Here is a 24,598-nt window from a genome sequence, read left to right as displayed (position 1 = left end):
GGAGTTTCCTTTATTTAGTTATGAAAGGTTCCTATATTCCGATAACTGCAGGCGCTGTCATGTTTTGTAACACTTTCGCCACACTCATTGCTACGATTGGACTTGATTTTGGATTTTGAGTAAATGGTTTGTTTTGGACGGATATTTCAACTTGTCCAAATTCGCCTTTCGCAAGGATGGTGTGAGTATTCAATTGAATAGTTGGATCCACGTATACTTGGACCTTCGTTTTTTCGAAACCAATTCCAGCAATACTTAAGGTCGCTGAAACATTTACATTTTCAGGAAATAATTTGGCGGCGTTTCGGGCATTTCCTTCAAAGATACAATATGGCTCAGTGATGGTGGCGAGATCTACTTTTTCCTCTGCAATCGTTCCATACCAACTTCTTGGATGCTTCCTTGTAATGAGTTTGATTTCATCAATCTCGCCTAATACTCCGGCAGCAATCCGGTCTAAACCAGCGATAGCGGCAGATGGAATAATTATTTGTTTTTTACTTTTTAACGCTGTTTCCTGTAATGATTCATAAAATTCATTATCTGCTAATACCCCTACAGACAGAAGAATTAGATCACTACCGGAGGATAGAGTTTTTTCACCGTATTGTTTAACGGCATTATGGCCGGCTGCTTCGATAATAATATCTAAATTTTGATTAAAAAATGCTTCTTGATCCGTTGTCATGGTACAGTGTTCTGGCAAATTGTTTAAAGGACTAGGCTGTTTCCTAACTAGAATAGACTTCAGGATGACATCTCCGGCCTGTCCTGAATGGATAAATTCAGCAATACTTTTTCCAAGTGTTCCATAGCCAATGATCCCAGCTCTCAGCATTTTTGATTCTCCTTAATAATGATTATTTGGTATACTATATACCATTAATTTCAACATTTTAACGGATTAAAAGATGAAAATCAAGGGGAAAATTTAGAATATAATTAAACGTCTAAATTTTCAAAATATTGTTGCACATACTAGGTGGTTAATGATATATTATTTTCAACCTATATAGTTAACACTGGCTGTATAGTGAAAATGAGGGGGGATCTACATCATTTTTACATATTAATTACTGGTAGTATTCATTTGTTTGTCCTCGTGGGGTTTTTCTATGGTTGAAGTTAAATTAAGTTAATTCAGGTTCAAAATATTTTTTTGGATTATCTAGGTATACAATCTACAAAATACAAAGTTCACCTTATCCGTTATTTTTTTCCTTTTTAATGCAATAGCAATTTTTAGTATTCTAGCAGTTAACATTAAAAGGTAAATGAGAAGAGAGACTGACATCTTTGGTGGAAGCGCTTACGAATCCTTTCTCCTCACCATACCACCTTTCAGAAAATTTCAAGCAGAACATTTGAACAAATTTAGCTGAAAATTTTTTTAAAAGTCGGAGGGGGATATATGGAATTAACATTAGCTCATTGGGTTTACCTAATTGTCACTGCAGCTGTCATTATTATTATGCTATTCCGAAAAGGTGTTGTATTACCTCTAATCATTGGGACCTTTATTGTGGCAGCCGTATATAAGGGGAGTTTAATTGCAGGCTTTCAAGCTGTCTTTAATGCTAACCTTGTTGCGGCTAAGGAACTATTTAGTATTTTCTTAATCATATCGATCATGATTGGTCTCTTAAATTCTCTGAAGGATCTAGGGGCAGATAGAAGGATGGTCGTGCCGATTCAGAAAATAATGGTAAACGGACATGTTTCCTATTTAGTTTTAATGGTCACAACCTATGTTATTTCGCTCTTTTTCTGGCCAACCCCAGCAGTTCCATTAATTTGTGCCTTGTTAGTTCCTGCAGCAGTAAGTGCAGGTTTGCCTGTCATGACTTCCGCAATGGTAATCGTTATAGCAGGTCAAGGGATGGCTCTTTCCTCAGACTATATCATGCAAGTAGCGCCTATGCTAAGTGCAAAAGCAGCGGGTATTGATAAAGCTGCCGTATCAGATAAGGCATTCATTCTTTCTTTAATTACAGGATTTAGCGCTTTAGCGATTGTGTATGTCACACATCGAAAGGCGATCACTAAGAAATCTGGTTCTGCCAGTAACGTTAAAACTGAAGAAAAAGCATTTTTTAATGTAGCTGAGGAACTTGCTGCGACTGCAGAAGAGACTGCTGATCTCGTTCAAAGAAAAGCAACATGGGGAAAAGTTTTCGCTGTCATTGTACCTCTAGCCATGTTAGCTGTTATGATTTTTATGTTCCAGACAAAAATTGGCGGTGGATCTGGCTTTGAAGGCGGGGACGGTGCCGCTTTCATTGGCGGAGTTGCTACTATTCTATTAGTCTTAGCTACTATTGCCTTTAACCGAATTCATGCACTTGATAAAATAAGTGAACATATTACCGAAGGTTTTGTGTTCGCTTTTAAGGCCATGGCACCTGTCATTCCAATTGCTGGTTACTTCTTTATGGGAAGCGGAGATTTTTCAGGGGCTATACTGTCATTAGGTGATAAGGCAGCAAAGCCGGCATTTCTATTTGATCTAATTCAGGCCGGACAAAATTATATCCCGCATAGCCCATTTTTTGCAGCGATTAGTATTTTAATAGTTGGTATCATTACGGGGTTAGATGGTTCTGGATTTGCTGGACTTCCTTTAACAGGTGCATTGTCTGGAGCAATTGCCCCAGGAAGTCACATCGACCCTTCGGTTATGGCCGCGATTGGTCAAATGGGTGCAGTTTGGAGCGGCGGGGGAACATTGATTGCTTGGTCATCCCTTGTGGCCGTAGCCGGCTTCTTACAAGTATCACCGCTTGAACTGGCGAGGAAAAACTTCGTACCGGTAATATCGGGACTTCTCCTAGCCACTATTTTAGCAGTCATAATTTGGTAATTTTTAAGGGCCTTCCAAGAGTCAGTTTAACCCTGATTTTTGGCAGCCCTTTTTTTCGCATGTTTGGTATATTTGTGAATAGAATGAGGATTGAAATGGCATGGATTGAAGGAAGAAAGGATGAAACCCATGAAAGCAGGTTTGGTCGGGATTGGAAAACTTGGGACTGCAATGATGGCACATTGGCATCGAAACAGCATACCTATAGGTATTTATCACCCTGTGAAAAAGAAGGCTGAAGATTTTGTTCAGCAGTTTCAAAATGGATATTGTTTATCAGAGGAAGAATTAAGTAATTTAGATGTGTTAGTATTAGCTTTACCTGCATTGAAGGTTATTCCTTTTATTTCAAGCATTAAGATTAAAGGGTCAACCTCATTAATTAATATGGCAACTGCCCTTCATACTAACGAAATTAAATCAAACTTTCCTGCCTTAAACATTCACGGAGTGAAATTTATGGGGCATTGGAAAGATTTATTAGAACATGGTAATGGTTTGTTTATTACTGAGTCCCCATTACCGCAGAAAATAGAGGACATCTATCATCCTTTAGGGAAGGTAATATTAGATCGTGAGGATTGTTTATCAGAGGTCAATAAACTTGCAACCTTTTATGCTATTAAAGCAGCTATCGAAATTGAAAAGGATTTTTCAGAAAGAGGCATTTCTTCTGAATATTTGAAACGGGCCTTAACTTCCTTAGCCCCTGAAGTTATGCGTAGTTATAGTGAAGGAAATCTTGGCCATTTTGCGATGGATATTGTAAAAGAGGTGCAAGCAGAGAAAGGAGGAGTCAATCCAGATTGACTCCTCCTTTCTTATTTTTGATCATTCAAGAAAAGAATAATTGTAAGACAAATAGGTACACCATCACACAGCCGATATAAAGGCCGGCAAAGGATAAATTCCAATTTGATACCTTATAGGAACTTTCGTTCACAATATTGGACATGAGCCCTAGTGTGGCATTATACGGTCCCACAAGAAAGGATGAAACCGCACCCGCTAACATGGCAACAGTTAATATATGCGGTGAGATACCGATTACCGCAGGATTGAGTCCTTCGGTCATTAATGCAAGGGACACAGCAGGATGTAGTCCGAGAAAAGCAAAACCTAAAGGAATTAGTGGCAGCAAAATCAAAAAGATTTCTACACCCGCCACATGAATAAACTGAATTACCAAGCGGTCCAACCATTCATTTGTATGAGAAACATTGATGGTCGAGATAAAAAAGCCAGCTGATAAATAAATAAAAAATTGATCCTTCATACCGACTGAAAACGATTGAAAATGATTTAATAAATGGGCACCAAACTCTTTTCCTTGCTTTAAGCATAAAGACCATGTAAGGGAAAAGGGGATAACCATTAAAGAAACGAGTGTTAAGAAGGGATAAGGAAACTTTTTTTCTATTAATGAAATAACGAGATTAAATATAACGATTGCCAGTAATATTTGAAAGACCCTTCGTGAACGGTCGATTTGCCTTGGTACTAAGGCGGCGGCTGTTTCTTGGACAGAGAGGTTTTTCTGGGTTTTGATCATTACTTTTGATTTGCGCGCCCCCAGGTACCAATCCATTCCCATCCCTACAATACTAAGAGGAATCACATAAGGAAGAATCGAAACCCAGCTGACTCCCGTCATTGTAATAACAATCCCGACAATGGGGGTTACGGGGGCCCAAAGTAACGGCATGGCAAACCCCCGGGTAATCGCGCGGCTCATAAACCGTTCTTTACTTTGTACAGGTATGACATCTAATGATGGCCGAATCGAGTAATAAGTCATCGGCAAAGTTGCAAGATTCATAAAAATACTAAAAAAGTATGAAAAACCGGAAGTAATCATATAAAGCTGTCCAGATGTTTTTACCTTCTTTTGAATCATCGTTTGAATACCGCCGCTGTAACCGCCAAGTTTAATGGGGATCCCTAAGATTGGTACTAAGGTAAACATCGTCAGCAAGTCAAGCATGGGACCAAAGGATAGGATATATTCCTGCCATCCGGCACCGCTTGTCCATAATAAGATCAAACCCAGGATTAAAAAGGTACTCCCTAATATTTGAACAAATCGTTTTGCTTGGAATAGCGTACAAAGAACGATGATAAGACTTAATACGGATAAGACAACCCCAATATCCAGCTGTGGGAAAAGCACGGAGAGTAAATACAATAAAATTACTAAAAAAAACATAAATCTTAGCATATCAACACCCTTACTCAAAATACGGTATACCAAAAATTAAAAATAGGTTTAAAATAGACACAATTTAGCCATATTTTATTTTAAATTTGGTATTTGGTATACAATATTGTTGTAATTTTTTTCGCTGCATTATAAAATGAAATTAATAAATAACATATAAATTAGGGGGGATTAACATGTTAAACATTCTATTTAACTCTAAAAAATCTGCTGAAAAAGCTGAGAAAAAATTAGCTTCACTAAGAAAAATACTTAAGTTTTAACGAGTTATTGAAAAATCCGTCGCTCTATTGTGGCGGTTTTTTTCTGCTTTAATATAAAAACCGGAGAGATGTCATATTCTCTCCGGACTTGTACATGAAGCGTCATGTTAGAAATTTATACCGCAACTTCATCGGATTTGACCAGTTTGGAATTAACCGAATCCTCACTGTTTCCAGATGCTTTCACGATCTCATTTAATTCCTCACGTGCCGCTTCGATTGTTTCAAACCTCTCAAAAAACTTTACTGCGATATGATTGACATATTCTTTTCCTTCAAATTTTTCAAATAATTGGATTTTAGCGCTTTCATCAAGAACCTTCGCAATCGTATATTTAGCCCGTAATTGATTAAAGAAATAGAAGTGATACGTTTCAACTGGCTCTAGACCATCGTTTTCTAAAATTGTTTGAAAGGATTCTTTATTCGTTAGCACAATAAATTTTCCCAATTTGAACACTCCTTTTTTAATTGAACATTGTATACCAAACTACTTATTTGTATTTTATCTGATGTTGATAAAATATTCAACAGTATATTCTAAATATTAAAATAATTAAAAAACTAGTTTGCTTCTCAAATCAAAAGATTGTATACTTCAGAAAAGAGTCAAAATTTTTAGAATAAACGGGAAGGGGAAGTTTTATGCCAAAAGTGATCCTCCATGTTGATGGAACAACCGTTGAACAAGAAGTGAAAGAGAATGCCAACTTAGTAGTGCTAGCAGCCACACGCCAATTACCAAAGTTAAAGTACGGCTGTGGGATGGGGCGCTGTACAAAATGCACGTGCGTTGTGATCGAGGGTGCAGAAGACTTATCGCCACCGAACTGGAAGGAAGAGAAAATGCTGGGAGATAAGGTAAATGAAGGATACCGTTTGACTTGTCAGCTGACGATTCAGCATGATATTGAAATCTCTCAAGAAAATATTGCGATTTCAGTTCCGAAGAAACAATCGACTATCCAAGTAAAATAATTTTCTATTTAATTTTTTAGGTATACAATATACAAAAAAATAATTGCAGGTGATTTTTAATGGATTGTTACGACCTAACCAGGATGACTTGGAAAGAGGTAAAAGAAGCATTAAAAACCGTAAAGTTTGCCATTATACCAATCGGCGCTCATGAACAACATGGTCCGCATATGGCCGAAAGCTGTGATGCCGTTTTAGCGGATAGAATGGCTAAAAAGCTCGGAGAGAAAATGTTTCCCTTTTGCATCGTCACTCCAACCATAAATATGGGTGTATCCCAGCATCATTTAAATTTTCCAGGGACTATATCTTTGCAGCCCAATACCTTAATAGCAATTTTAAATGATATGATCTCCTCATTAAAACATCATGGAATTGAGAAGTTTTTATTATTAAATTCACACGGCGGCAACCAATCTACACTAAATGTGGCATCGATGACCTTAACTAAAGAACTAGAAGTTGAAATTTATTATGCAAAAACAACAGCATCCGCTAAACAATCGATAAAGAATTTTGTTACTTCCAATTTGTTTGGCCACAGCTGTGAGCGAGAGGTTTCCGAAGCCTTATATCTGGCTCCAGAGATTGTCCGGCCTGAACTACTAGAAAAAGGGGATATTCAGGAAGAGGGAAGATGGAAGCAGCTTAGACCGGGTAATGCCATCCAAGGATTTTATTATTATGAGGAAATGACCCAAAATGGCTGTATCGGTGATGCGACAAAAGCCAGCTGGGAAATTGGCCGGGAAATTGTCGAAGAATCATTGGAGAACCTATCTAAAGAGCTATACAAATTATTAAAGATAGAAGTAGAAACGCCTTTTTAGATCAGTCACCAACTAATTATCAGATTATAATAATCTTTTAAAAATTCTAAAAATTATATTTACAAACGAAAATAAATAGGTTACTATTTAATCAAGGTATACCAAATAAGAAAAAAACCGAAAGAATGCTAGATAATATCTGACAATCTTTTATTTTTAAACTCATTTGGTATACAAAATATCAAATGCCAAGTTGGACTTGGTCAGCTACATAAATATTGAGGAGGAGATTACATTGACAGAATTACTTTCAAAAGACGAATTTCGCAAACAACTGGAAGAAGCTATTAAAGGAAATCATAGCCAAAAGGCTCCTTTTACATTAGCATGGGCTGAAGGAAAATTAGAAAGAAAACACTTTGCTAGATGGGCTGAAAACCACTACCACTATGTTGGACCTTTCGCAGATTACCTGGCGTATATCTATCACAATACTCCAACCGATCCAAAATTTGAAGCGGCAAAGGATTTCACATTGCAAAATATGTATGAAGAAGAAATCGCTGCTGACCGCCATACTGATTTGCTGATTCGTTTTGCCGAAGCTTGTGGCACAACGCGTGAACGAGTGATTAATCCACAAAATATGGCTCCAACTACACTTGGGCTTCAAAGCTGGTGTTTCGCGGTTGCTGCTCGTGAAAATTTTGTAGTTGCAACAGCTGCTTTAGTAGTAGGATTAGAATCTCAAGTACCTGACATTTATCGGAAGCAAACTCCTGCATTACGTGAACAATATGGATTTACGGATGAAGAAATTGAATTCTTCGATTTACACATCGTTTCTGATGAAATCCATGGTGAGCGTGGTTACAAAATCGTTCTTGATCATGCCGATACTCCAGAATTACAGCAACGCTGCCTAGAAGTAGTTAGAACAGGAGCAAAAATGCGCCGCATGTATATGGATGGATTATGGAGAGAGTACTTAGAGCAGGATTTGGGAGCTTTGGTAGAAGCGAAATAATCTAAAAGCTAGTTAATAATATTACGGATTCAAAGGCCATTTTTTGAATCCGCTTCCATTACAAGCCGCCCTATTTAATCTTGCAGTTTAAGGTTTAAATGGCGGCTATTTTTTATAAAGAAATGATGGTGATAAATGTGTTAACAACTAAAGTAGAAACATTCAATAATTTAATAGATGGCGAGTGGCAGGAATCTGTTAACCATAAGACGTTTTATAGTGTAAACCCCGCTAATAAGGAAGAAATTGTGGGGGTATTCCAAGCTTCAAATGAACAAGATGTCCGCTTGGCGATTGAGGCGGCGCAAAAAGCCTTTCCGGCATGGTCCCAAACAGCACCATCTAAACGTGCAGCGATTTTAAATCAGGCTGCCAGCATTCTCGAACAAAATGCCGCTAAGTTAGCTGAAGAGTTAACACGCGAAGAAGGAAAACACATTGATGATGCTAAAAATGAGGTCCTTCGCTCGGCGCAAACGCTCCGGTTTTATGCAGTGGAAGGGCAGACTTTTACAGGTGAAACTTTCCCTAATGATGATCCAAATATGAAGGTATCGACGGAAAGAGAGCCGCTTGGAGTGGTGAGTGTCATAACTCCTTGGAATTTTCCCCTTTCGATTCCAGCCAGAAAAATAGCACCTGCTTTAATAACTGGAAATACCGTGGTTTTCAAACCTTCGTCAGATACACCACTAATTGCACTCCGGTTAGTAGAGGCCCTATATCAAGCAGGGATTCCAAAAGGCGTCATTAACTTTGTAACAGGAAAAGCTTCCGATGTGGGCGATTTATTGGTAACTCATTCGGCTGTAAGGGCAGTCACTTTTACAGGATCTACTAGTGCCGGGGAAGATATTCATCGAAAAGCATCTTTTACAACCCGTACCCAAATGGAGCTTGGGGGCAAGAATCCGCTCATCGTTATGGAGGATGCAGACCTTGATTTGGCCGCAAGCTTGACTGTAAACGGAGGCTTTTCCTTAACCGGGCAAGCGTGCACGGGAACAAGCCGTGTGATCGTTTTAAAAGAAGTGAAAGAGGCATTTGTTCAAAAGCTAATAGAAAAAACCAGCGCTCTTAAAATTGGGAATGGATTTGAAAAAGGCGTAAAAATTGGTCCACTTGCCAATGAGAAACAGTTCAATAATGTTTTAAAGTATATTCAATATGGTAAAGAAGATGGTGCCACATTGGCATTTGGCGGAAATGCCTTAACAGAAGGTGAGTACCAAAAAGGATACTATATACAGCCTGCAATCTTTACCAATGTAAATCCAAATTCACGGATTGCCAAAGAAGAAATTTTTGGTCCTGTTATTGCTGTGATAGAAGTAGATACATATGAAGAAGCCATCTCCATTGCGAATGATGTTGAGTATGGTTTATCTGCTTCCATCGTCACCAATAATTTAAAAGTTGCTAACCAATTTACTAAGGATATTCAGGCAGGAACGGTTAAGGTGAACCGTACGACAACAGGCAACTTAATGAACGCACCTTTTGGCGGTCTGAAAAAATCAAGCACTTCCACCTTCCGTGAATCTGGAAGAGTCGGCTTAGAGTTCTTTACCCAATTAAAAACAGTCTATATTGGCTATTAAGGAGAGATTCATCCATGAAAACAGCTTTAAAATTAGAATTAGAAGAAGCAAAAATCATGATTGAGGCGGCTAAGAAAAAATCAGAAGAAATCAATGTGCTTGAAACCATCGCCATTGTGGATGATGGAGGGAACTTGATTGCGCTGGAACGCATGAATGGCGCACGCATCACTGGTCCAGAAATCGCGATTGCGAAAGCTTACACGGCTTCTGGCCATAAACGCTCTACCCATTTATTTAACAAAGAACCAAATGGTCCTGCACTCCCTGGAAACGAAGCATTTGGGATAAATCAAATGCTTCCTGGCAAATTTGCCATCTTTGTTGGGGGCTTTCCGATTGTGGTAAATGGTGAAGTGGTCGGGGGAATTGGTGTCAGCGGCGGAAACGGCGAACAAGATACAGCCGTTGGAACTGCTGCATTAGCAGCCCTGCAAAAGGTTGTGGAGAGTGAGGGCCTTGAGGTCATTACTGAAGCTGATATAAAAAAATAATGGAAGCAGGACCTCATTCATTGTCTTACTGACAGAATGGGGTCCCTGTTAATCAACGGGGATTTTTGTTAATAAAGGGGGAGAATCAACTGAAACCATATGTTGAGTTGACTATAGGGTTTGCACGCACAGGTGTTACTGGATATGGAGGTGGTCCTTCTACGATTCCGTTGATTGAATTTGAAGCTGTTCAAAAATATAAATGGATGACAGAAGAGGAATTTGGGGAAATTTTAGCGTTAGCTAATACATTACCGGGTCCAATTGCAACCAAAATGGCAGCTTATATCGGATACAAGGTAAAAGGGTCTTTAGGCGCAACAGTTGCCATCCTTGCTCACATTCTCCCATCCATCGTTGCCATGATTGGATTGCTAGGGGTGCTTTATTCCTTTAGAAAATCTCCAATTGTAAGCGGAATGGTGCAGGGGGTAACGCCCGTCATTGGCTTTATGTTATTGGAGATGGCCTACCGTTTTTTCCAAAATGGACGCAAAGGTTTAGGATTGTCGAAAATGGTGATACTTTCAGCCGTTTCTTTAGTATTTGTTCAATTTCTCGGTTTACATCCAGGGATTTTAATCGCCGTTTTTCTGATTGCTGCTTATTTGATTGCCGACCGTAAAGAAAAAGCGGCTCCACCTGAGACGAATGTTCTTCTACAGAGAAAGGAAAAAAGCTCATGATTTATTGGCATATTTTCTGGTCATTTTTTATTGCAAATTTATTAGGATACGGCGGCGGACCTGCAACGATTCCATTAATTCAGAATGAAGTTGTCAATCATTATAATTGGATGACGGTATCCAAATTCGGTGATATATTAGCGATCGCCAATGCTTTACCGGGACCTATTGCCACTAAAATGGGAGGGTTTATCGGTTATCAATTGGCAGGAATTCCTGGTGCCATCATTGCGCTGGCGGCGACTATTCTTCCTTCAGCTCTTGCTGTTATTTTGTTATTTAAGTTCGTCAATCTATTTAAGGATTCTTCTAAAATTAAACTCATGACAAAATCTGTACAGCCGATTATTGCCATTTTACTCGCCGTTATGGCCTATCAATTCTTTTTAACCGCGTTTGAAAAAAGTGGTGTTTTTCATCTTTTACTCTTAGCATGCATTAGCTATTTCGCTTTAATCAGGCTAAAGATTCACCCTTCACTGGTGATTGTTTGCGCATTGTTTTATGGAGGGATTTTTTTATCATAAGCGGATAAACTTAAGAAAAATACTTTAATAAATAAGCAGGTGGAGTAATGGAAACAAGATGGGAGGAAAACAATCTTTTATCAATACGAGAACATGCCTATCTTTATTTAAAGGAAATGATTCTTGAAGGAGAATTTAAAGCTGGTGACCGGCTGATCGAAAGAGAGCTTGCGGGGAAATTAAATATTAGTCGTACTCCTATTCGCGAAGCTTTGTTCCGGCTGGAATCGCAGGGTTTTGTTAAAACCGTTCCGAGGAAAGGTGTCGTGGTTACGAACATTTCTGAAACAGAAGTCATTGAGGTATTTACCATCCTTTCCTCATTGGAGGTTTTAGCGGTAAAATTGGCAGCACAAAAGATGGATAAGAGCACCCAGCTGGAATTAGATCAAAAAATCAAAGAGCTAATGGAATTGGAAAGACTGGCGGAAGAGAACTTTAATTTTGAACATATTCAAATGAATCAACTGATCAATAAAGCATCAAAGAGTCCTAAATTATTCGAAATTCTTTCCGGTCTGATTGATTATATTCATATGGCTGCGAATATGGGGTATGAGACCCCAGGGCGCAGAAAAGAATCATTAAAGGAACATATCGATATCATGAAAGCCTTACGAGATAAGGAAACCGATATGGCTGAGTATTTAATGAGAATTCATATTGAAAACTCAAAAAAGGCATATATCAATTATATGGAAAATGTAAAAGAAAAGTTTAATAAAAAGGATAAATCGAGATCCCCCCTTTAAGCTTGCGAAGGCCACACCATCACCAAGGTTGTGGTCTTCATTTTCCAAATAAAGAATAATAAATCAAAAGTTTTGTATTGTCTGAAAATTAAAATTATGGTATATTGTATACCAATAAGATAAATCTTAGGGAGGAAAAAGACATGCCTAAAATACATTTCATAAACAGTAACAAACAATTAGAGGTTCCAGAGAATTCTAATATTTTGAGAATGTCACTTCGTTACGATGGAGAACTCCCAAATCGATGTGGCGGGGGAATTTGCGGCACTTGCGTTTTTAAAGCGGAAAATGGAGAAGAATTCCTTGATAATGTTAAGATCCAAGAAAGAAGAAAATTAGGTGAGGAGTGGTTAGGGGAAGGGTATCGATTAGGATGCCAGACGTTTGTAACAAATGGTGATATTTCAATTTCATGGGATGAAGATATCACAGACCAAGTGAAAAAAAGAAAGCCGGATAAACTGCAGAAGGAAGCAACAGCCGCAAAATAACTTTTATAGGGGTGAGAACATGTGGGCCTGTAACAGTCATATGAAAGAAGTGTTATCATTCTTAGATATTCCCCATATTAGCAAGGCGTCCTACCATATCAAATGTTCATTTTGTGAAAAACCTGCACATGCAAAAATCTATTATGCCCATCAGCCAATAAAATTTAAAAAGTATAAAGAATTCCAAGATTCGTCCATGATTCCACGCACCTCATAAAAAAGCTGTCATTTGACAGCTTTTTTTATCATTTTTTGGAGGAGAATGACCACAGGACTATATAAAAAACACGATAATTTTGCTAAAATATTAAAAAGTATCTAAAAATACATAACAATAACCTTTTCTAATCATAGGGATTTATTCTATTATTTTCTGATTAGCTACATTACAGGTTTTGATAAATTGGAGGAATGAACATGTGGGATATGGATATGGATATAGATCAAATCGCAAGAATTAAAGTAATAGGCGTTGGCGGCGGCGGAAATAACGCGGTTAACCGAATGATTGAAGCTGGTGTACAAGGGGTTGAATTCATCGCCGTTAACACAGATGCCCAGGCTCTTAATCTATCAAAAGCAGAGATTAAAATGCAAATTGGTGCTCAATTAACAAGAGGCTTAGGAGCAGGTGCTAATCCGGAAGTCGGTAGAAGAGCCGTAGAGGAGAGCCGGAAACAGCTAGAAGAGGTATTAAAAGGAGCTGACATGGTCTTCGTCACGGCCGGAATGGGCGGCGGTACAGGAACAGGAGCAGCACCAGCCATTGCAGAAATTGCTCATCACCTCGGCGCATTAACGATTGGAGTCGTCACACGACCATTTGGATTTGAAGGAAGAAAGCGTGCACAAAACGCAGCAAGCGGAATCGAGTTTATGAGGAATGCGGTTGATACCTTAATTATTGTACCGAATGACCGCTTATTGCAGATTGTCGATAAAAAGACGCCTATGATCGAAGCCTTCCGTGAAGCCGATAATGTCCTGCGTCAGGGTGTCCAAGGAATTTCGGATTTGATAGCCGTCCCAGGATTAATAAACCTTGACTTTGCTGATGTTAAAACCATTATGTCTAACCAGGGAACGGCCTTAATGGGGATTGGGGTTGCAAAAGGGCCTAACCGCGCTGCGGAGGCTGCCAAAAAGGCGATTTCCAGTCCGTTACTCGAAACGTCCATTGACGGGGCACAAGGTGTCCTCATGAACATTACAGGCGGAAGCAATTTAAGCTTGTATGAAGTACAGGAGGCAGCGGATATTGTTGCTTCTGCCGCAGATCATGAATTAAACATGATTTTTGGTTCTATCATTAACGATAGTCTAAAGGAAGAAATCATGATTACAGTTATTGCTACTGGCTTTGATGATAAAGAACGCGCTAAATTAAACACAGCTTCAAGCCTGTTAGGGACAAAGCCGCCTTCTCAAAGAGAAATGATAAAGGAACAGAAGGTTCAGAAGGTTAGTGAAGAAGCCCAGTCTGAAAATGCCAGACAATGGATGGAACCCGAGGAAACGCTTGATATTCCAACATTCCTGCGAAATCGTAACAGAAGATAAATCTTAAGACTGCCGAAGACACTCGGCAGTCTTTTATTTTGAATAATTTTTTTCAAGTAAGTGTTATACTATTCATTGTTGAAATAATTGATTCTAATGGGACGTAACCAAAAATATATAATATGAATTAATTATAGTAGGAAAATTCGCAAAATAATTTTTTATGAAAGCGTATGCTATAATGATACTATTCATACAACAAAGGAGTTTTTGTAATGTTAAAAGATTTCTTTATGGGTTTATCACAAAACCAATTTTTAAATAGTGCTGCCAAGAAATACGGGCTTAAATTAGGTGCCCAAAGTGTTGTTGCCGGTACCACTATCGAAGAAACGATTAAAAGCATTAAAGAATTGAACGCGCACGGTATTTCTGCAACAGTCGATAATCTTGGCGAGTTTGTGTTTGAAAAAGAAGAGGCAACTAAAGCTAAAGAACAAATTCTTAAGGTCATTGAGGCCATTCATGAAAATAAGGTCGATGCTCATATTTCCTTAAAACCAACCCAATTAGGATTGGATATTGATTATTCTTTTTGCTTAAGCAATTTACGAGAAATCGTTCATCTTGCGAACAACTACGGGATTTTTGTTAATTTTGACATGGAAGATTACGGTCATCTTAAGCCTTCGTTTGATTTATTAGATGAATTGTCTATGGAATATGGGAATGTAGGTACTGTTATTCAAGCTTACTTCTACGAAGCGCAAGAAAACCTTGAAAAATACAAAAATTATCGGTTACGTCTCGTAAAAGGTGCTTATAAAGAGCCTGAAGAGTACGCTTACCAAGATAAGAAAGATATTGATAAAAACTTTATTAAGCTAATCGAATGGCATTTAGTCAACGGAAAATTTACTTCGATTGCTACCCATGATCACCGGATCATTAATCATGTGAAGGAATTTGTTAAAAAGAACAATATTCCAAATGATAAATTCGAGTTTCAAATGCTTTATGGTTTCAGAAAAGACATGCAGCTTGAACTGGCAAAAGAAGGCTACAACTTCTGTACGTATGTACCTTTCGGAAATGACTGGTATGGCTATTTCATGAGACGTCTTGCAGAAAGACCTCAAAATTTAAATCTTGTTGCTAAGCAAGTATTTAATAAGAAAACGAACACCATTATCGGTGTAGCTGCAGGCGCCTTTTTATTAGGTAGAATTTCAAAGGCTAATAATAAAAAACGTCGTTAATTGAATAGCGAAATGATCTTTTAAGAAGCTCCTGCAATGTGCAGGAGCTTTTTGCATTCCGTTTGTAAATGACTTTGGGTTGTCAGGCACCATTTGAATTTTTCACATGATGCCTGACACCTTTTTTCTGTTTGATAGAATTGCTCCTGATTTTATAAATTCGCCAAGGAATCCTCGGAAATGGACCTACAAAATTATTGTACAAAGAAAATAAGCATGTCAAAACAAAAAGAATAAAATAAAAACAAGAAAAATGTATTGCATTTCGTTGGTATTCGTTTTATATTTAGTTTAAATATTAAGAAAATTAAAAAACTTTGTTGCTAGATACTAGTGAAAGGAGTGAAGCGGTCATGTATTTTCAGCGAAAAACTATTCTTCTAATAGCATCTTTGAAAGCGCTGCCACGAAATTGCTATGTGTAGCTTTAAATATGAGCAGCGCTTGCCTTCAATGTATTCTCTTCATCTATTTTAAAAGATTATTAAAGGGGATGTTTGAATGAAAAAAGCAGCCATATTAATGATTTCTTTTCTTATTTGTTTAACGGTTGCAGGATGCAGCAGTAAAAGTTCTTCCGGGGGTAAGAAAGAAGAAATTACGGTTTATACAGCAATTGAGGATAATCAATTACCAGCCTATTTAGAAGCCTTTAAGAAGGAATATCCGGATATTGAGGTCAAAATCGTGAGAGATTCAACAGGCATTATTGCAGCCAAGCTTTTAGCTGAAAAAGATAGCCCGGTTGCCGATTTGGTTTGGGGAACCGGGATCACCAGTTTATTACCTTTAGATGAAGCGGGATTATTTGAACCCTATAATCCTAAGGGAATAGATAATATCCTTCCCGACTTAAAGGATAAAACCAACCCTGTTCATTGGGTTGGAATTGACGCCTATATGGCTACTTTTGCAGTGAATAAGGTTGAACTTGAGAAAAAGGGTTTACCTATTCCGCAATCATACGAAGACCTTTTAGATCCGAAATATAAAGGGTTAATTTCTATGCCGAATCCAGCCTCAAGCGGCACCGGCTTTTTGACTGTATCAGCGCTTATTCAGCTAATGGGTGAAGATAAAGCTTGGGATTATATGAATAAGCTCCATGACAATATAGGAATTTATACACACTCCGGTTCAAAGCCTGCCAAATTAGCTGGACAAGGAGAATTCCCAATTGGAATTTCCTTTGACTACCCAAGCTTTAAGGAACAAGAATCTGGAGCTCCGATTGAAGTTGTTTTCCCTAAAGAAGGGTCCGGCTGGGAAATGGAAGCAAATGCATTAATCAAAAAGCCAAAAATTAAGGGCGCTGCGAAAACATTCCTAGATTGGGCCATTAGTAAGAATTCTCTCAACCTGGTAAATAAGAATTTTGCTGTTGTATCAGCTGATTTAGGAAATCCTCTACCTGAAGGCTATCCTAAAAATGTTGCTGACCAACAATTAATAGAAAATGATTTTCAATGGGCGGCAAAAAATAGAGATCAAATCCTACAGGAATGGACGAAGAGATACGATTCAAAAAGTGAACCAAAAGAGGAGTAATGAAGGGTGTAATTCAATCTCAAAGGAAACCCTTGTAGGGATAATTAGTTCCATTAACTATAATCAATACTTGCAGGGTTTTCTTTTTTATTATCTGAAAAAAGGAATGAAAGGGGACTGTTGATGGAATTTCTCACAATTCAAAATGTAACGAAAACGTTTGGTCATTTTGTGGCATTGGACCATATTAATTTTTCCGTTAATAAAAAAGAGTTTGTCTGTTTACTAGGACCAAGCGGTTGTGGAAAAACGACATTACTTCGAATTATTGCTGGACTCGAGGAACCGAATATTGGTTCTAAAATTTTTTTAGAAGGAAAAGAGATAACTACTGCCCCCCCATCCAAACGGAATTTTGGGATTGTTTTTCAGTCTTATGCCCTGTTTCCAAATTTAAATGCCTATCAAAACATAGCCTATGGGTTAAAAAACAAAAAGCTTCCTAAAAAAGAAATCGATGAAAGAGTTCGAGAAGCCCTTTCTTTGATTCATTTAGAGCATATTAAAGACCGTTACCCCGCCCAGCTTTCCGGGGGACAACAGCAAAGAATCGCTCTTGCCAGAGCGCTTGCATTATCACCAAGCTTTTTGCTGCTTGACGAGCCATTATCTGCCTTGGATGCAAAGGTCAGGCTGAACTTGCGAATGGAGATTAGGAAATTACAAGAAAAGCTGGGTATTACCACAATCATGGTTACACACGATCAAGAAGAAGCATTAACAATGGCAGATAAAATCGTCGTCATGAATAATGCCCAAATCGAACAAATTGGTACCCCTCAAGAAATTTATGAGTACCCGAAGACTCCTTTCGTCGCAGATTTTATCGGGACTGTTAACATGTTATCCAAAGAGGGGGCATCGATGGCAATCAGGCCAGAGCAAATTCAAATAGCGGAAGTACAATCTGAACACGGAATTCAAACAGTGGTTAAGGATTTGGAATTTAGAGGGGCCTTTTATCGCTTGTTTTTACAATTGAATGAAAAGGTGCCATATCAAACTCCAGATAATCTGCTGGTAGTAGATATTCCTGTCCAATTGGTAAGAAAGCTTCATATTCAAAAGGGCAGCATCCTTTTTGCTGAGATGCCGCAAAGTCATCTTGTTACTTATGTTTAGGTGAATTTAACTGTTTCATAAATAGTTGTTTAGTAGCAGGGAAGGGGTGATGATTGATGTTCAATTCGGAACAGGTGATAGAACAGCCTGAAGCCTCAGCACAGCAAAGTCATATATTTAAGAAAAAAATAAGGCAAAAAACTGGAAAGGTCGAGTTGTTACACAAAATCTTAATTATCTTGGTGCTTTTGGGACTTTTAGTGGGGATTGTCCTACCGTTATTTCAATTATTTTTGGTATCCCTTCAAAAAAACAATGAATATGTCGGGCTGGCCAATTTTATTCATTACTTTGAGACCCCATCACTAGTTCAATCGATGTATAACACGTTGTCTGTCTCGCTCTTAACAGGCGTCATTTCAGTTGCACTTGCGTTTTTCTATGCATACGCATTAGCAAGGACCAATATCCGTTGGAAATCCTTCTTTAAATATATCGCTTTTCTACCTTTGTTTGCTCCGACAATGATGCATGGGATTTCCCTCATATATTTGTTCGGCAATAAAGGGGTCATTACAACCGGTTTTTTTGGTTTTATTGAGAAGATAACGGGAGTAAATTTAGCTATTGACATCCACTTGTACGGGAAGGTAGGAATTGTTATCTCTGAGGTCATCTACACATTTCCTCAGGCTTTTTTAATTCTGATGGTAGCGATTGCCGTAACAGATTTCAGGTTGTATGAAGCAGCGGAAACTCTTGGAGCCGGAAAAATGAAAAAGTTCTTCACTGTCACGATTCCCAGTCTCAAGTACGGTTTAGTCAGTGCCTTCTTTGTAGCTTTTATTTTGAGCTTTACTGATTTTGGAGCCCCAAAGGTTGTAGGGGGGCAATACAATGTATTAGCCACCGATATTTACAAGCAAGTGGTCGGTCAACAAAACCTTAGTATGGGATCCACAGTAGGGATTATTTTAATTATCCCTGCGTTAATTGCGTTTATAGCTGACCGAATCATACAGCGTAAACAAAGCGCATCGTTTTCTTCCAAATCTGTTTCTTATAAAATCAAAAAAAACCCACTACGTGACAGGTTTTATTTTGGATATTGCCTGATTATCTCAGCGGGAGTTTTAGCACTGATTGGTGCCGTACTGGCGGCGGCGCTCGTCAAGGTTTGGCCATATAATTTCTCTCTTACACTGGACCATCTAACGTTTAAAAATGTAGCCGGCAATGGGCTTGAGCCTTACTTCAACAGTATATTTGTATCTTTTATTACTGCTGTGTCCGGAACCATTATTATTTTTGCAGGTGCTTATTTAATCGAAAAATCGCGCTTTATGAAAGCAACGAGACAGTTCAGTTACTTTTTGTCTATTTTACCGCTCGCTCTGCCGGGACTAGTTATCGGGTTAGCCTATATCTTTTTCTTTAACAAACCTGATTTCGAAATTCCATTTATTGGTCTGAATGTGGTGAATCCATTTCATTCATTATATGGGACATTTACAATCATAGTCATTGCGAACATCATCCACTTTTACTCCGTTAACTTAATTACTGCAACTACAGCATTGAAGAAGCTGGATAAGGAATTTGAACCGGTTTCTGAGTCTATGAATATTCCATTTTATAAAACGTTTATGAGTGTTACAGTACCGATGTCACTCCCGGCCATTTTGGAAATGGGCATTTATCTGTTTGTGAACTCTATGACCACGATTTCTGCCGTCATTTTCCTCTATACCGCTGATACAAAGCTTGCTTCCATATCGATTGTAAATATGACCGATGCCGGGGATACGGCGCCTGCAGCGGCAATGTCTTTTCTTATTGTTCTAACGAATATTCTTGTCAGGGTTCTTTACGAATTTGCGACAAAAAAGATAAGGAATCGTACGCAAGCCTGGCAGCAAAGATAAAAATTCTTATAAAAAAATAGGACCATCGCCGATTTTCCAGGTCGCCGGTGGTTTATTTGTTCGGGAAGTATAAAAAAGATGAAGGGAATTACTTCATGTCCAATACGATCTTATTAATTATTTTGTTTGCCGCTGTGTGTCATGCTGTTTGGAATGCTTTGGGGAAAAAAGTTGAGGAGCGAGAAGCTTTCTTTACTTTAATTTTGGGTGCTTCTGTTGTTCTTTATATTCCATTAGCAATTTTTCTTTTTCAGTCAGGACATTTTGCTCTAAAAGCCATTAAGTGGGCCTTATTTAGCACCGTTTCGGAAACCTTGTATTTTTTCGCGCTTGGAAAGGCCTATTTCTCTGTTACGTTAAGCCATGCCTACCCTATTTTAAGGGGGACTGCCCCGATTGTAACAACCGTTCTCAGTCTTTTATTTTTTGGAGTAACGGTTACGGTTTTCGGGTTTATAGGAATTCTGATTATTATCATTGGAATCCTTTTCATTAATCAAAGTTCCTTCGCCATTAACGGAGTTCAGAAGATGTTTAGAGGGGATATCTCAAAGCTAAAGTGGGTTTTTTTGGCTGGATCGTTTTCAGCATTAAGCAGTGTTTTTGATGGAATGGGCGCTTCTTTAATGTCAGGGCTACTATTCAAATATTTCGTGTTTATTGGAATGTTTATTGGAAAATTAATCGTTGATCGAATTCAGAAAATTAATGTTTCCTATATCAGCCTTGTGAAAAAATATCCAATTAAACTATTCATTGGGGGGTTATTTGTTTTCGTTTCCAATGCTTTTGCTGTATATGCCATGGAATCCACCCCCGTAACCTATGTGGCCGCTGTCCGGGAAATTAGTATTGTTTTCGCTACCCTTATTGGGGTTATATGGCTAAAGGAAAAAGTAACAGCTGTAAAATGGGTTTCTATTTCTATGATATTGTTGGGAGTTATGATAATTAAGTTTAGTTGAACGCAAAACCAAGTAAAACAAACTTAAAATAACAAAAGAACCAAGAAAATAAAAAAAATAATCGAAAAAAGTATTCACAATTGTCAGAAAACGTGGTATTCTATTACCAAGATAAGATGGTAAGCGCTTCCACATATCGATTAGTAGGAGGAAACGAGGGGGTAATTTATGTCAACAACAAAAGGTAATTCAAAAAAAGTAAGGGTTAAAGCATTAGTAGCCAGCTTAATAGGTAGTTCAATTGAATACTATGATTACCTTTTATATGGAACCGTTGCAGCCCTCGTATTTAACAAGCTTTTCTTTCCGAATTTTGATCCAACCGTAGGTCTGTTAATCTCTCTTGCATCCTTTGGAATTCCTTATTTCTTTCGTCCCCTCGGCGGTGTAATCTTTAGCCATATTGGCGATAGGCTTGGAAGGAAAAAGTCACTCGTTTTTACGCTGGGAATCATGGGTATCAGCACAGCTTTGATTGGAGTATTACCTGTTTACGGGAGTATTGGAGTATGGGCTCCAATCTTGCTTGTGACGTTAAGGCTCATTCAAGGCATAGCAGTCGGAGGAGAATGGGGAGGCGCGGTGCTCCTAGCTGTAGAATATTCAGATAAGAAGAAACGAGGATTTGCAGGGAGTATTCCAATGATGGGCGCTGCGGTCGGCATGACATTAGCAACTGCTACGATAGCACTCTTACGACTATTGCCAGATGAACAATTCCTTGCTTGGGGCTGGCGGATTCCATTTATCGGAAGTTTAATACTTGTTGTTCTAGGCTTATGGATAAGAAATGGATTGGAAGAAACACCGGATTTCCAAAAAGCTAAGGACGAAGGTACAGTTTCCAAATTACCTATTGTTGATACATTTAAATATCATTGGAAAGAAATTATCTTAACAACGGGAGCAAAGGCTATCGAAACAGCTCCATTTTACATCTTTGCCACTTTTGGGATTTCATACGCCACGAATACACTGAAAATGCCGGAAGGACCAGTATTAAATGCGATCACCATCGGTACACTCATTTCCCTAGGGATGATTCCTTTAATGGGCCGATTATCTGATCGTGTAGGGCGTAAAAAGGTGTTTGTTGGAGGAGCATTAGGTGTCATTTTATTTTCAATGCCATATTTCTATTTACTATCAAAGAAATCCATTTTGTTGCTGACAATTGCAGTTATGATTGGTTATGCCATTTGGTCTGTCATTACAGCGGTATTAGGGACAATGTTCTCGGAAATGTTTAGCGCTGAAGTTAGATATACGGGGATTTCTGTCGGCTATCAGCTGGGGGCTGCTATTTTTGGAGGAACGGCTCCTCTCATTGCAACCTCATTAGTGGCTGCTTTTGATGGTTCCTGGGTTCCTGCCGCTATTTACCTGATGCTCCTTGGTGTAATGTCCCTCATTTGTGTAAGTTTGATTAAGACTATGAGTGATGAAGAGAAAGAGGTTATGAAAAAGCGACTAAATCCGGCGCTTATAAATACGCTTAATAAATAAATCGAGTATCAAAGACTATTAAAAATAAAGGAGATTGTTCGAATGAATCTTAAGGATATGACAAATAATCCGTATCTGCTGCTGACACCTGGCCCTTTATCTACAACTGAAACCGTTAAATTGGCGATGATGAAGGATTGGTGTACGTGGGATGATGATTATAACAATATTGTTCAGGATGTGAGGAAAAGATTAGTTAGTCTCGCCACCAAATCAGTAGAAAAATACTCTGCAGTTTTAATGCAGGGGAGTGGAACTTTTAGTGTTGAGTCTGTAATCGGTACCGTCCTTCCAAAAGACGGAAAACTATTGGTTGTTGCGAACGGAGTTTATGGGCATAGAATTTCTAAAATCTCTAAAACGCTGGGTATTAACACGGTGGTTTTAGCGAGCGGGGAAGTGGAGGCAATCGATTTAAATCGCTTAACGGCTGCCCTGGAAAACGATCCTGAGATTACCCATGTTGCGATTGTACACTGTGAAACCACTACTGGGATGCTGAATCCAATTGATAAAGTCGGTCAAATTGTGAAGCGCTATAACCGTATATTTATTGTAGATGCAATGAGCAGCTTCGGCGGAGTTGAACTTGATATCGACGACCTCCAGATTGATTATATCATCAGTAGCGCCAATAAATGTATTGAAGGAGTTCCAGGTTTTGGCTTTGCCATAGTCAAAACGGAAGAGTTCGACAAGTGCCAGCAAAATGCGAGGTCTGTATCACTCGATCTTTATGATCAGTGGAAAACGATGGAGGAACAAAATGGAAAGTGGAGATTTACTTCCCCAACCCATGTTGTAAGGGCATTTGCTCAGGCGTTAAAAGAACTGGAGGTGGAAGGAGGAATTAAGAATCGAGCGGCCAGATACAAAAACAATCAAAAAATTCTTTCTAAAGGAATGAAGAAGCTCGGTCTCGAACCAATCCTTAACAATGAACTCCAGTCGCCAATCATTACATCATTCTACTACCCTGATTCAGAATATTTTAAATTCTCTACCTTCTATCTCAAGTTAAAAGAAAAAGGCTTTGTCATTTATCCTGGAAAAGTTTCAGATCTTGATACATTCCGGATAGGTAATATTGGCGATGTCCACCAGCAAGACATAGAGGCTTTGCTGCAGGCGATTGAGGAGAGCAGATACTGGCTTAATCCCGTTCTAGAAAAATAAATCAGCCTAAATTGTCCTTTTCCCACTATAACATTACTTCCTGCTTGAACAAGAGTAAACTTTCAAAGATTTTCCTTATAAATATGTTTCTTTTTATTTCAAGTAGTATAATAAATTATAGTGGAAATATTTATCATGGGGTGAAAATCTTGTCATTAGCGGGAGAAGAAAGAAAAAAGAAAATACTCGAACTCTTAGAAATCAGCGGAAAGGTGAAGGTAAGTGATCTCGCAGAGATTTTACAAGTATCTACTGAAACCATCCGAAAATATTTAGATGAATTGCATCAGGAAGAAAAATTAAAAAAGGTTTATGGCGGCGCAATCAATATCTCTTTTTTTGATGAGGAGCCCCCGACATCAGAGCGAGAAGAAATTTATTCTGATGAAAAGAAAAGAATTGGGGAAATGGCGGCTAATTTAATCAATGACAATGATGTCATTGCCATAGATGAAGGCAGTACACCTTTACAATTAGCGAAAAGCCTACGTAAAAAGCAAAACCTGACGATATTTACGACTTCGATTAATGCCCTTTCCGTATTGATTGAGCTGAGCCAGCAAAATATTTTTTCAGGAAAAATATTTGTTCTTGGCGGCGAGATTAATACAACCCATCATCGGGTAACGGGTGGTTTTACAATGGAAATGCTTGATAATATTTACGTGGATAAATATTTTATCTCGGCTGATGGGCTTTCGAAGGATTTTGGGATTACAGGCTATGATTATTCAAAAGGAATGGTAACAAAAAAACTGATTGAACATTCAGGAAAATCGATACTTTTACTAGACCATTCAAAGGTTGACAAAAGGACCAACTATAAAATGGCCGATTTCAAAGATGTTGATATGGTTATTTGTGATCGGCCATACCCTGAGGATTGGGAACATTTATTAAAAGAAAACAACGTGAAATGGCTGGTCGCAGATCAAAATCTATCCTAACAAAAGATTAGACTCCCCGAAATATAGGCAGTACAACAGC

23 protein-coding genes are annotated in these 24,598 nt (G+C 38.4%); 20 read left to right on the top strand and 3 right to left on the bottom strand.

The features are described from left to right. Positions 1 to 31: 31 nt before the first annotated feature. Positions 32 to 838: an aspartate dehydrogenase gene (nadX, locus tag LC455_RS10525; protein ID WP_223590591.1), complete on the bottom strand. Its 807-nt coding sequence runs from the start codon at positions 836 to 838 to the stop codon at positions 32 to 34. 573 nt (positions 839 to 1,411) lie between these two features. On the opposite strand from nadX, the gene LC455_RS10520 reads away from it, so the two are divergent. Together LC455_RS10520 and LC455_RS10515 are read left to right on the top strand one after the other, a co-directional pair. Beyond that, positions 1,412 to 2,860: a hypothetical protein gene (locus LC455_RS10520; RefSeq protein ID WP_223590590.1), complete on the top strand. Its 1,449-nt coding sequence runs from the start codon at positions 1,412 to 1,414 to the stop codon at positions 2,858 to 2,860. 129 nt (positions 2,861 to 2,989) lie between these two features. Next, entirely contained in the window at positions 2,990 to 3,670 is a 681-nt protein-coding gene (locus LC455_RS10515; RefSeq protein ID WP_223590588.1) for an NAD(P)-binding domain-containing protein, read from the top strand. A 25-nt stretch (positions 3,671 to 3,695) separates the two neighbouring features. Here the strand turns inward: LC455_RS10515 and LC455_RS10510 are convergent, their stop codons facing one another. Both LC455_RS10510 and LC455_RS10505 read right to left on the bottom strand, forming a co-directional pair. Next, positions 3,696 to 5,078, bottom strand: a complete 1,383-nt coding sequence (locus LC455_RS10510; RefSeq protein ID WP_223590587.1) for a hypothetical protein — start codon at positions 5,076 to 5,078, stop codon at positions 3,696 to 3,698. Positions 5,079 to 5,456: 378 nt separating this feature from the next. After that, positions 5,457 to 5,801, bottom strand: coding sequence for a hypothetical protein (locus tag LC455_RS10505; protein ID WP_223590586.1), 345 nt, complete (start codon positions 5,799 to 5,801; stop codon positions 5,457 to 5,459). A 185-nt stretch (positions 5,802 to 5,986) separates the two neighbouring features. On the opposite strand from LC455_RS10505, the gene LC455_RS10500 reads away from it, so the two are divergent. The 18 genes from LC455_RS10500 (at position 5,987) to LC455_RS10415 (ending at position 24,558) form a co-directional block, all read left to right on the top strand. Further along, a complete protein-coding gene (locus tag LC455_RS10500) occupies positions 5,987 to 6,319 on the top strand; it encodes a 2Fe-2S iron-sulfur cluster-binding protein (RefSeq protein WP_223590585.1) in 333 nt (110 codons plus the stop codon). Positions 6,320 to 6,378: 59 nt separating this feature from the next. After that, on the top strand, positions 6,379 to 7,149 hold the full coding sequence (locus tag LC455_RS10495) for a creatininase family protein (protein ID WP_223590584.1): 771 nt from the start codon (positions 6,379 to 6,381) through the stop codon (positions 7,147 to 7,149). Between the two features lie 235 nt (positions 7,150 to 7,384). Beyond that, positions 7,385 to 8,116 (top strand): TenA family transcriptional regulator, encoded by a 732-nt coding sequence (locus LC455_RS10490; protein ID WP_223590582.1) that lies wholly within the window; start codon positions 7,385 to 7,387, stop codon positions 8,114 to 8,116. 98 nt (positions 8,117 to 8,214) lie between these two features. Continuing rightward, positions 8,215 to 9,717, top strand: coding sequence for an aldehyde dehydrogenase family protein (locus LC455_RS10485; protein ID WP_223590581.1), 1,503 nt, complete (start codon positions 8,215 to 8,217; stop codon positions 9,715 to 9,717). Positions 9,718 to 9,731: 14 nt separating this feature from the next. Next, a complete protein-coding gene (locus tag LC455_RS10480; protein WP_223590579.1) occupies positions 9,732 to 10,211 on the top strand; it encodes a GlcG/HbpS family heme-binding protein in 480 nt (159 codons plus the stop codon). A 65-nt stretch (positions 10,212 to 10,276) separates the two neighbouring features. Next, the gene (locus LC455_RS10475) at positions 10,277 to 10,897 is read left to right on the top strand and encodes a chromate transporter (protein ID WP_223590578.1); all 621 of its coding nucleotides are present in this window, start codon (positions 10,277 to 10,279) and stop codon (positions 10,895 to 10,897) included. Beyond that, entirely contained in the window at positions 10,894 to 11,424 is a 531-nt protein-coding gene (locus LC455_RS10470) for a chromate transporter (RefSeq protein WP_223590576.1), read from the top strand. The genes LC455_RS10475 and LC455_RS10470 overlap by 4 nt, the downstream gene beginning before the upstream one ends. 47 nt (positions 11,425 to 11,471) lie before the next feature. Next, positions 11,472 to 12,176, top strand: a complete 705-nt coding sequence (locus tag LC455_RS10465; RefSeq protein WP_223590574.1) for a GntR family transcriptional regulator — start codon at positions 11,472 to 11,474, stop codon at positions 12,174 to 12,176. Positions 12,177 to 12,319: 143 nt separating this feature from the next. Further along, positions 12,320 to 12,670, top strand: a complete 351-nt coding sequence (locus LC455_RS10460) for a 2Fe-2S iron-sulfur cluster-binding protein (RefSeq protein WP_223590572.1) — start codon at positions 12,320 to 12,322, stop codon at positions 12,668 to 12,670. 417 nt (positions 12,671 to 13,087) lie between these two features. Next, positions 13,088 to 14,230: a cell division protein FtsZ gene (gene ftsZ, locus LC455_RS10455; protein ID WP_223590569.1), complete on the top strand. Its 1,143-nt coding sequence runs from the start codon at positions 13,088 to 13,090 to the stop codon at positions 14,228 to 14,230. A 215-nt stretch (positions 14,231 to 14,445) separates the two neighbouring features. Then, positions 14,446 to 15,429, top strand: a complete 984-nt coding sequence (locus tag LC455_RS10450) for a proline dehydrogenase family protein (RefSeq protein ID WP_223590566.1) — start codon at positions 14,446 to 14,448, stop codon at positions 15,427 to 15,429. A 501-nt stretch (positions 15,430 to 15,930) separates the two neighbouring features. Next, a complete protein-coding gene (locus tag LC455_RS10445) occupies positions 15,931 to 16,977 on the top strand; it encodes a putative 2-aminoethylphosphonate ABC transporter substrate-binding protein (RefSeq protein ID WP_223590563.1) in 1,047 nt (348 codons plus the stop codon). 120 nt (positions 16,978 to 17,097) lie between these two features. Beyond that, entirely contained in the window at positions 17,098 to 18,099 is a 1,002-nt protein-coding gene (locus tag LC455_RS10440; protein WP_223590561.1) for an ATP-binding cassette domain-containing protein, read from the top strand. A gap of 56 nt (positions 18,100 to 18,155) precedes the next feature. After that, positions 18,156 to 19,964 carry a putative 2-aminoethylphosphonate ABC transporter permease subunit gene (locus tag LC455_RS10435; protein ID WP_223590559.1) on the top strand — a complete coding sequence of 603 codons (1,809 nt, stop codon included), beginning with the start codon at positions 18,156 to 18,158 and terminating at the stop codon, positions 19,962 to 19,964. A gap of 95 nt (positions 19,965 to 20,059) precedes the next feature. Further along, positions 20,060 to 20,929, top strand: coding sequence for a DMT family transporter (locus LC455_RS10430; RefSeq protein ID WP_223590557.1), 870 nt, complete (start codon positions 20,060 to 20,062; stop codon positions 20,927 to 20,929). 168 nt (positions 20,930 to 21,097) lie between these two features. After that, complete coding sequence (locus LC455_RS10425; RefSeq protein WP_223590555.1) at positions 21,098 to 22,435, top strand: MFS transporter; 1,338 nt, start codon at positions 21,098 to 21,100, stop codon at positions 22,433 to 22,435. A 42-nt stretch (positions 22,436 to 22,477) separates the two neighbouring features. Then, positions 22,478 to 23,611, top strand: coding sequence for a 2-aminoethylphosphonate--pyruvate transaminase (gene phnW, locus LC455_RS10420; RefSeq protein WP_223590552.1), 1,134 nt, complete (start codon positions 22,478 to 22,480; stop codon positions 23,609 to 23,611). A gap of 149 nt (positions 23,612 to 23,760) precedes the next feature. Further along, positions 23,761 to 24,558 carry a DeoR/GlpR family DNA-binding transcription regulator gene (locus LC455_RS10415; protein WP_223590550.1) on the top strand — a complete coding sequence of 266 codons (798 nt, stop codon included), beginning with the start codon at positions 23,761 to 23,763 and terminating at the stop codon, positions 24,556 to 24,558. The last annotated feature ends 40 nt before the right edge of the window (positions 24,559 to 24,598 follow it).

It is taken from the genome of Neobacillus bataviensis, assembly GCF_019969725.1.
Note: the sequence above shows the minus strand (reverse complement) of the source record. Positions and strands in the feature narration are given on the sequence as shown.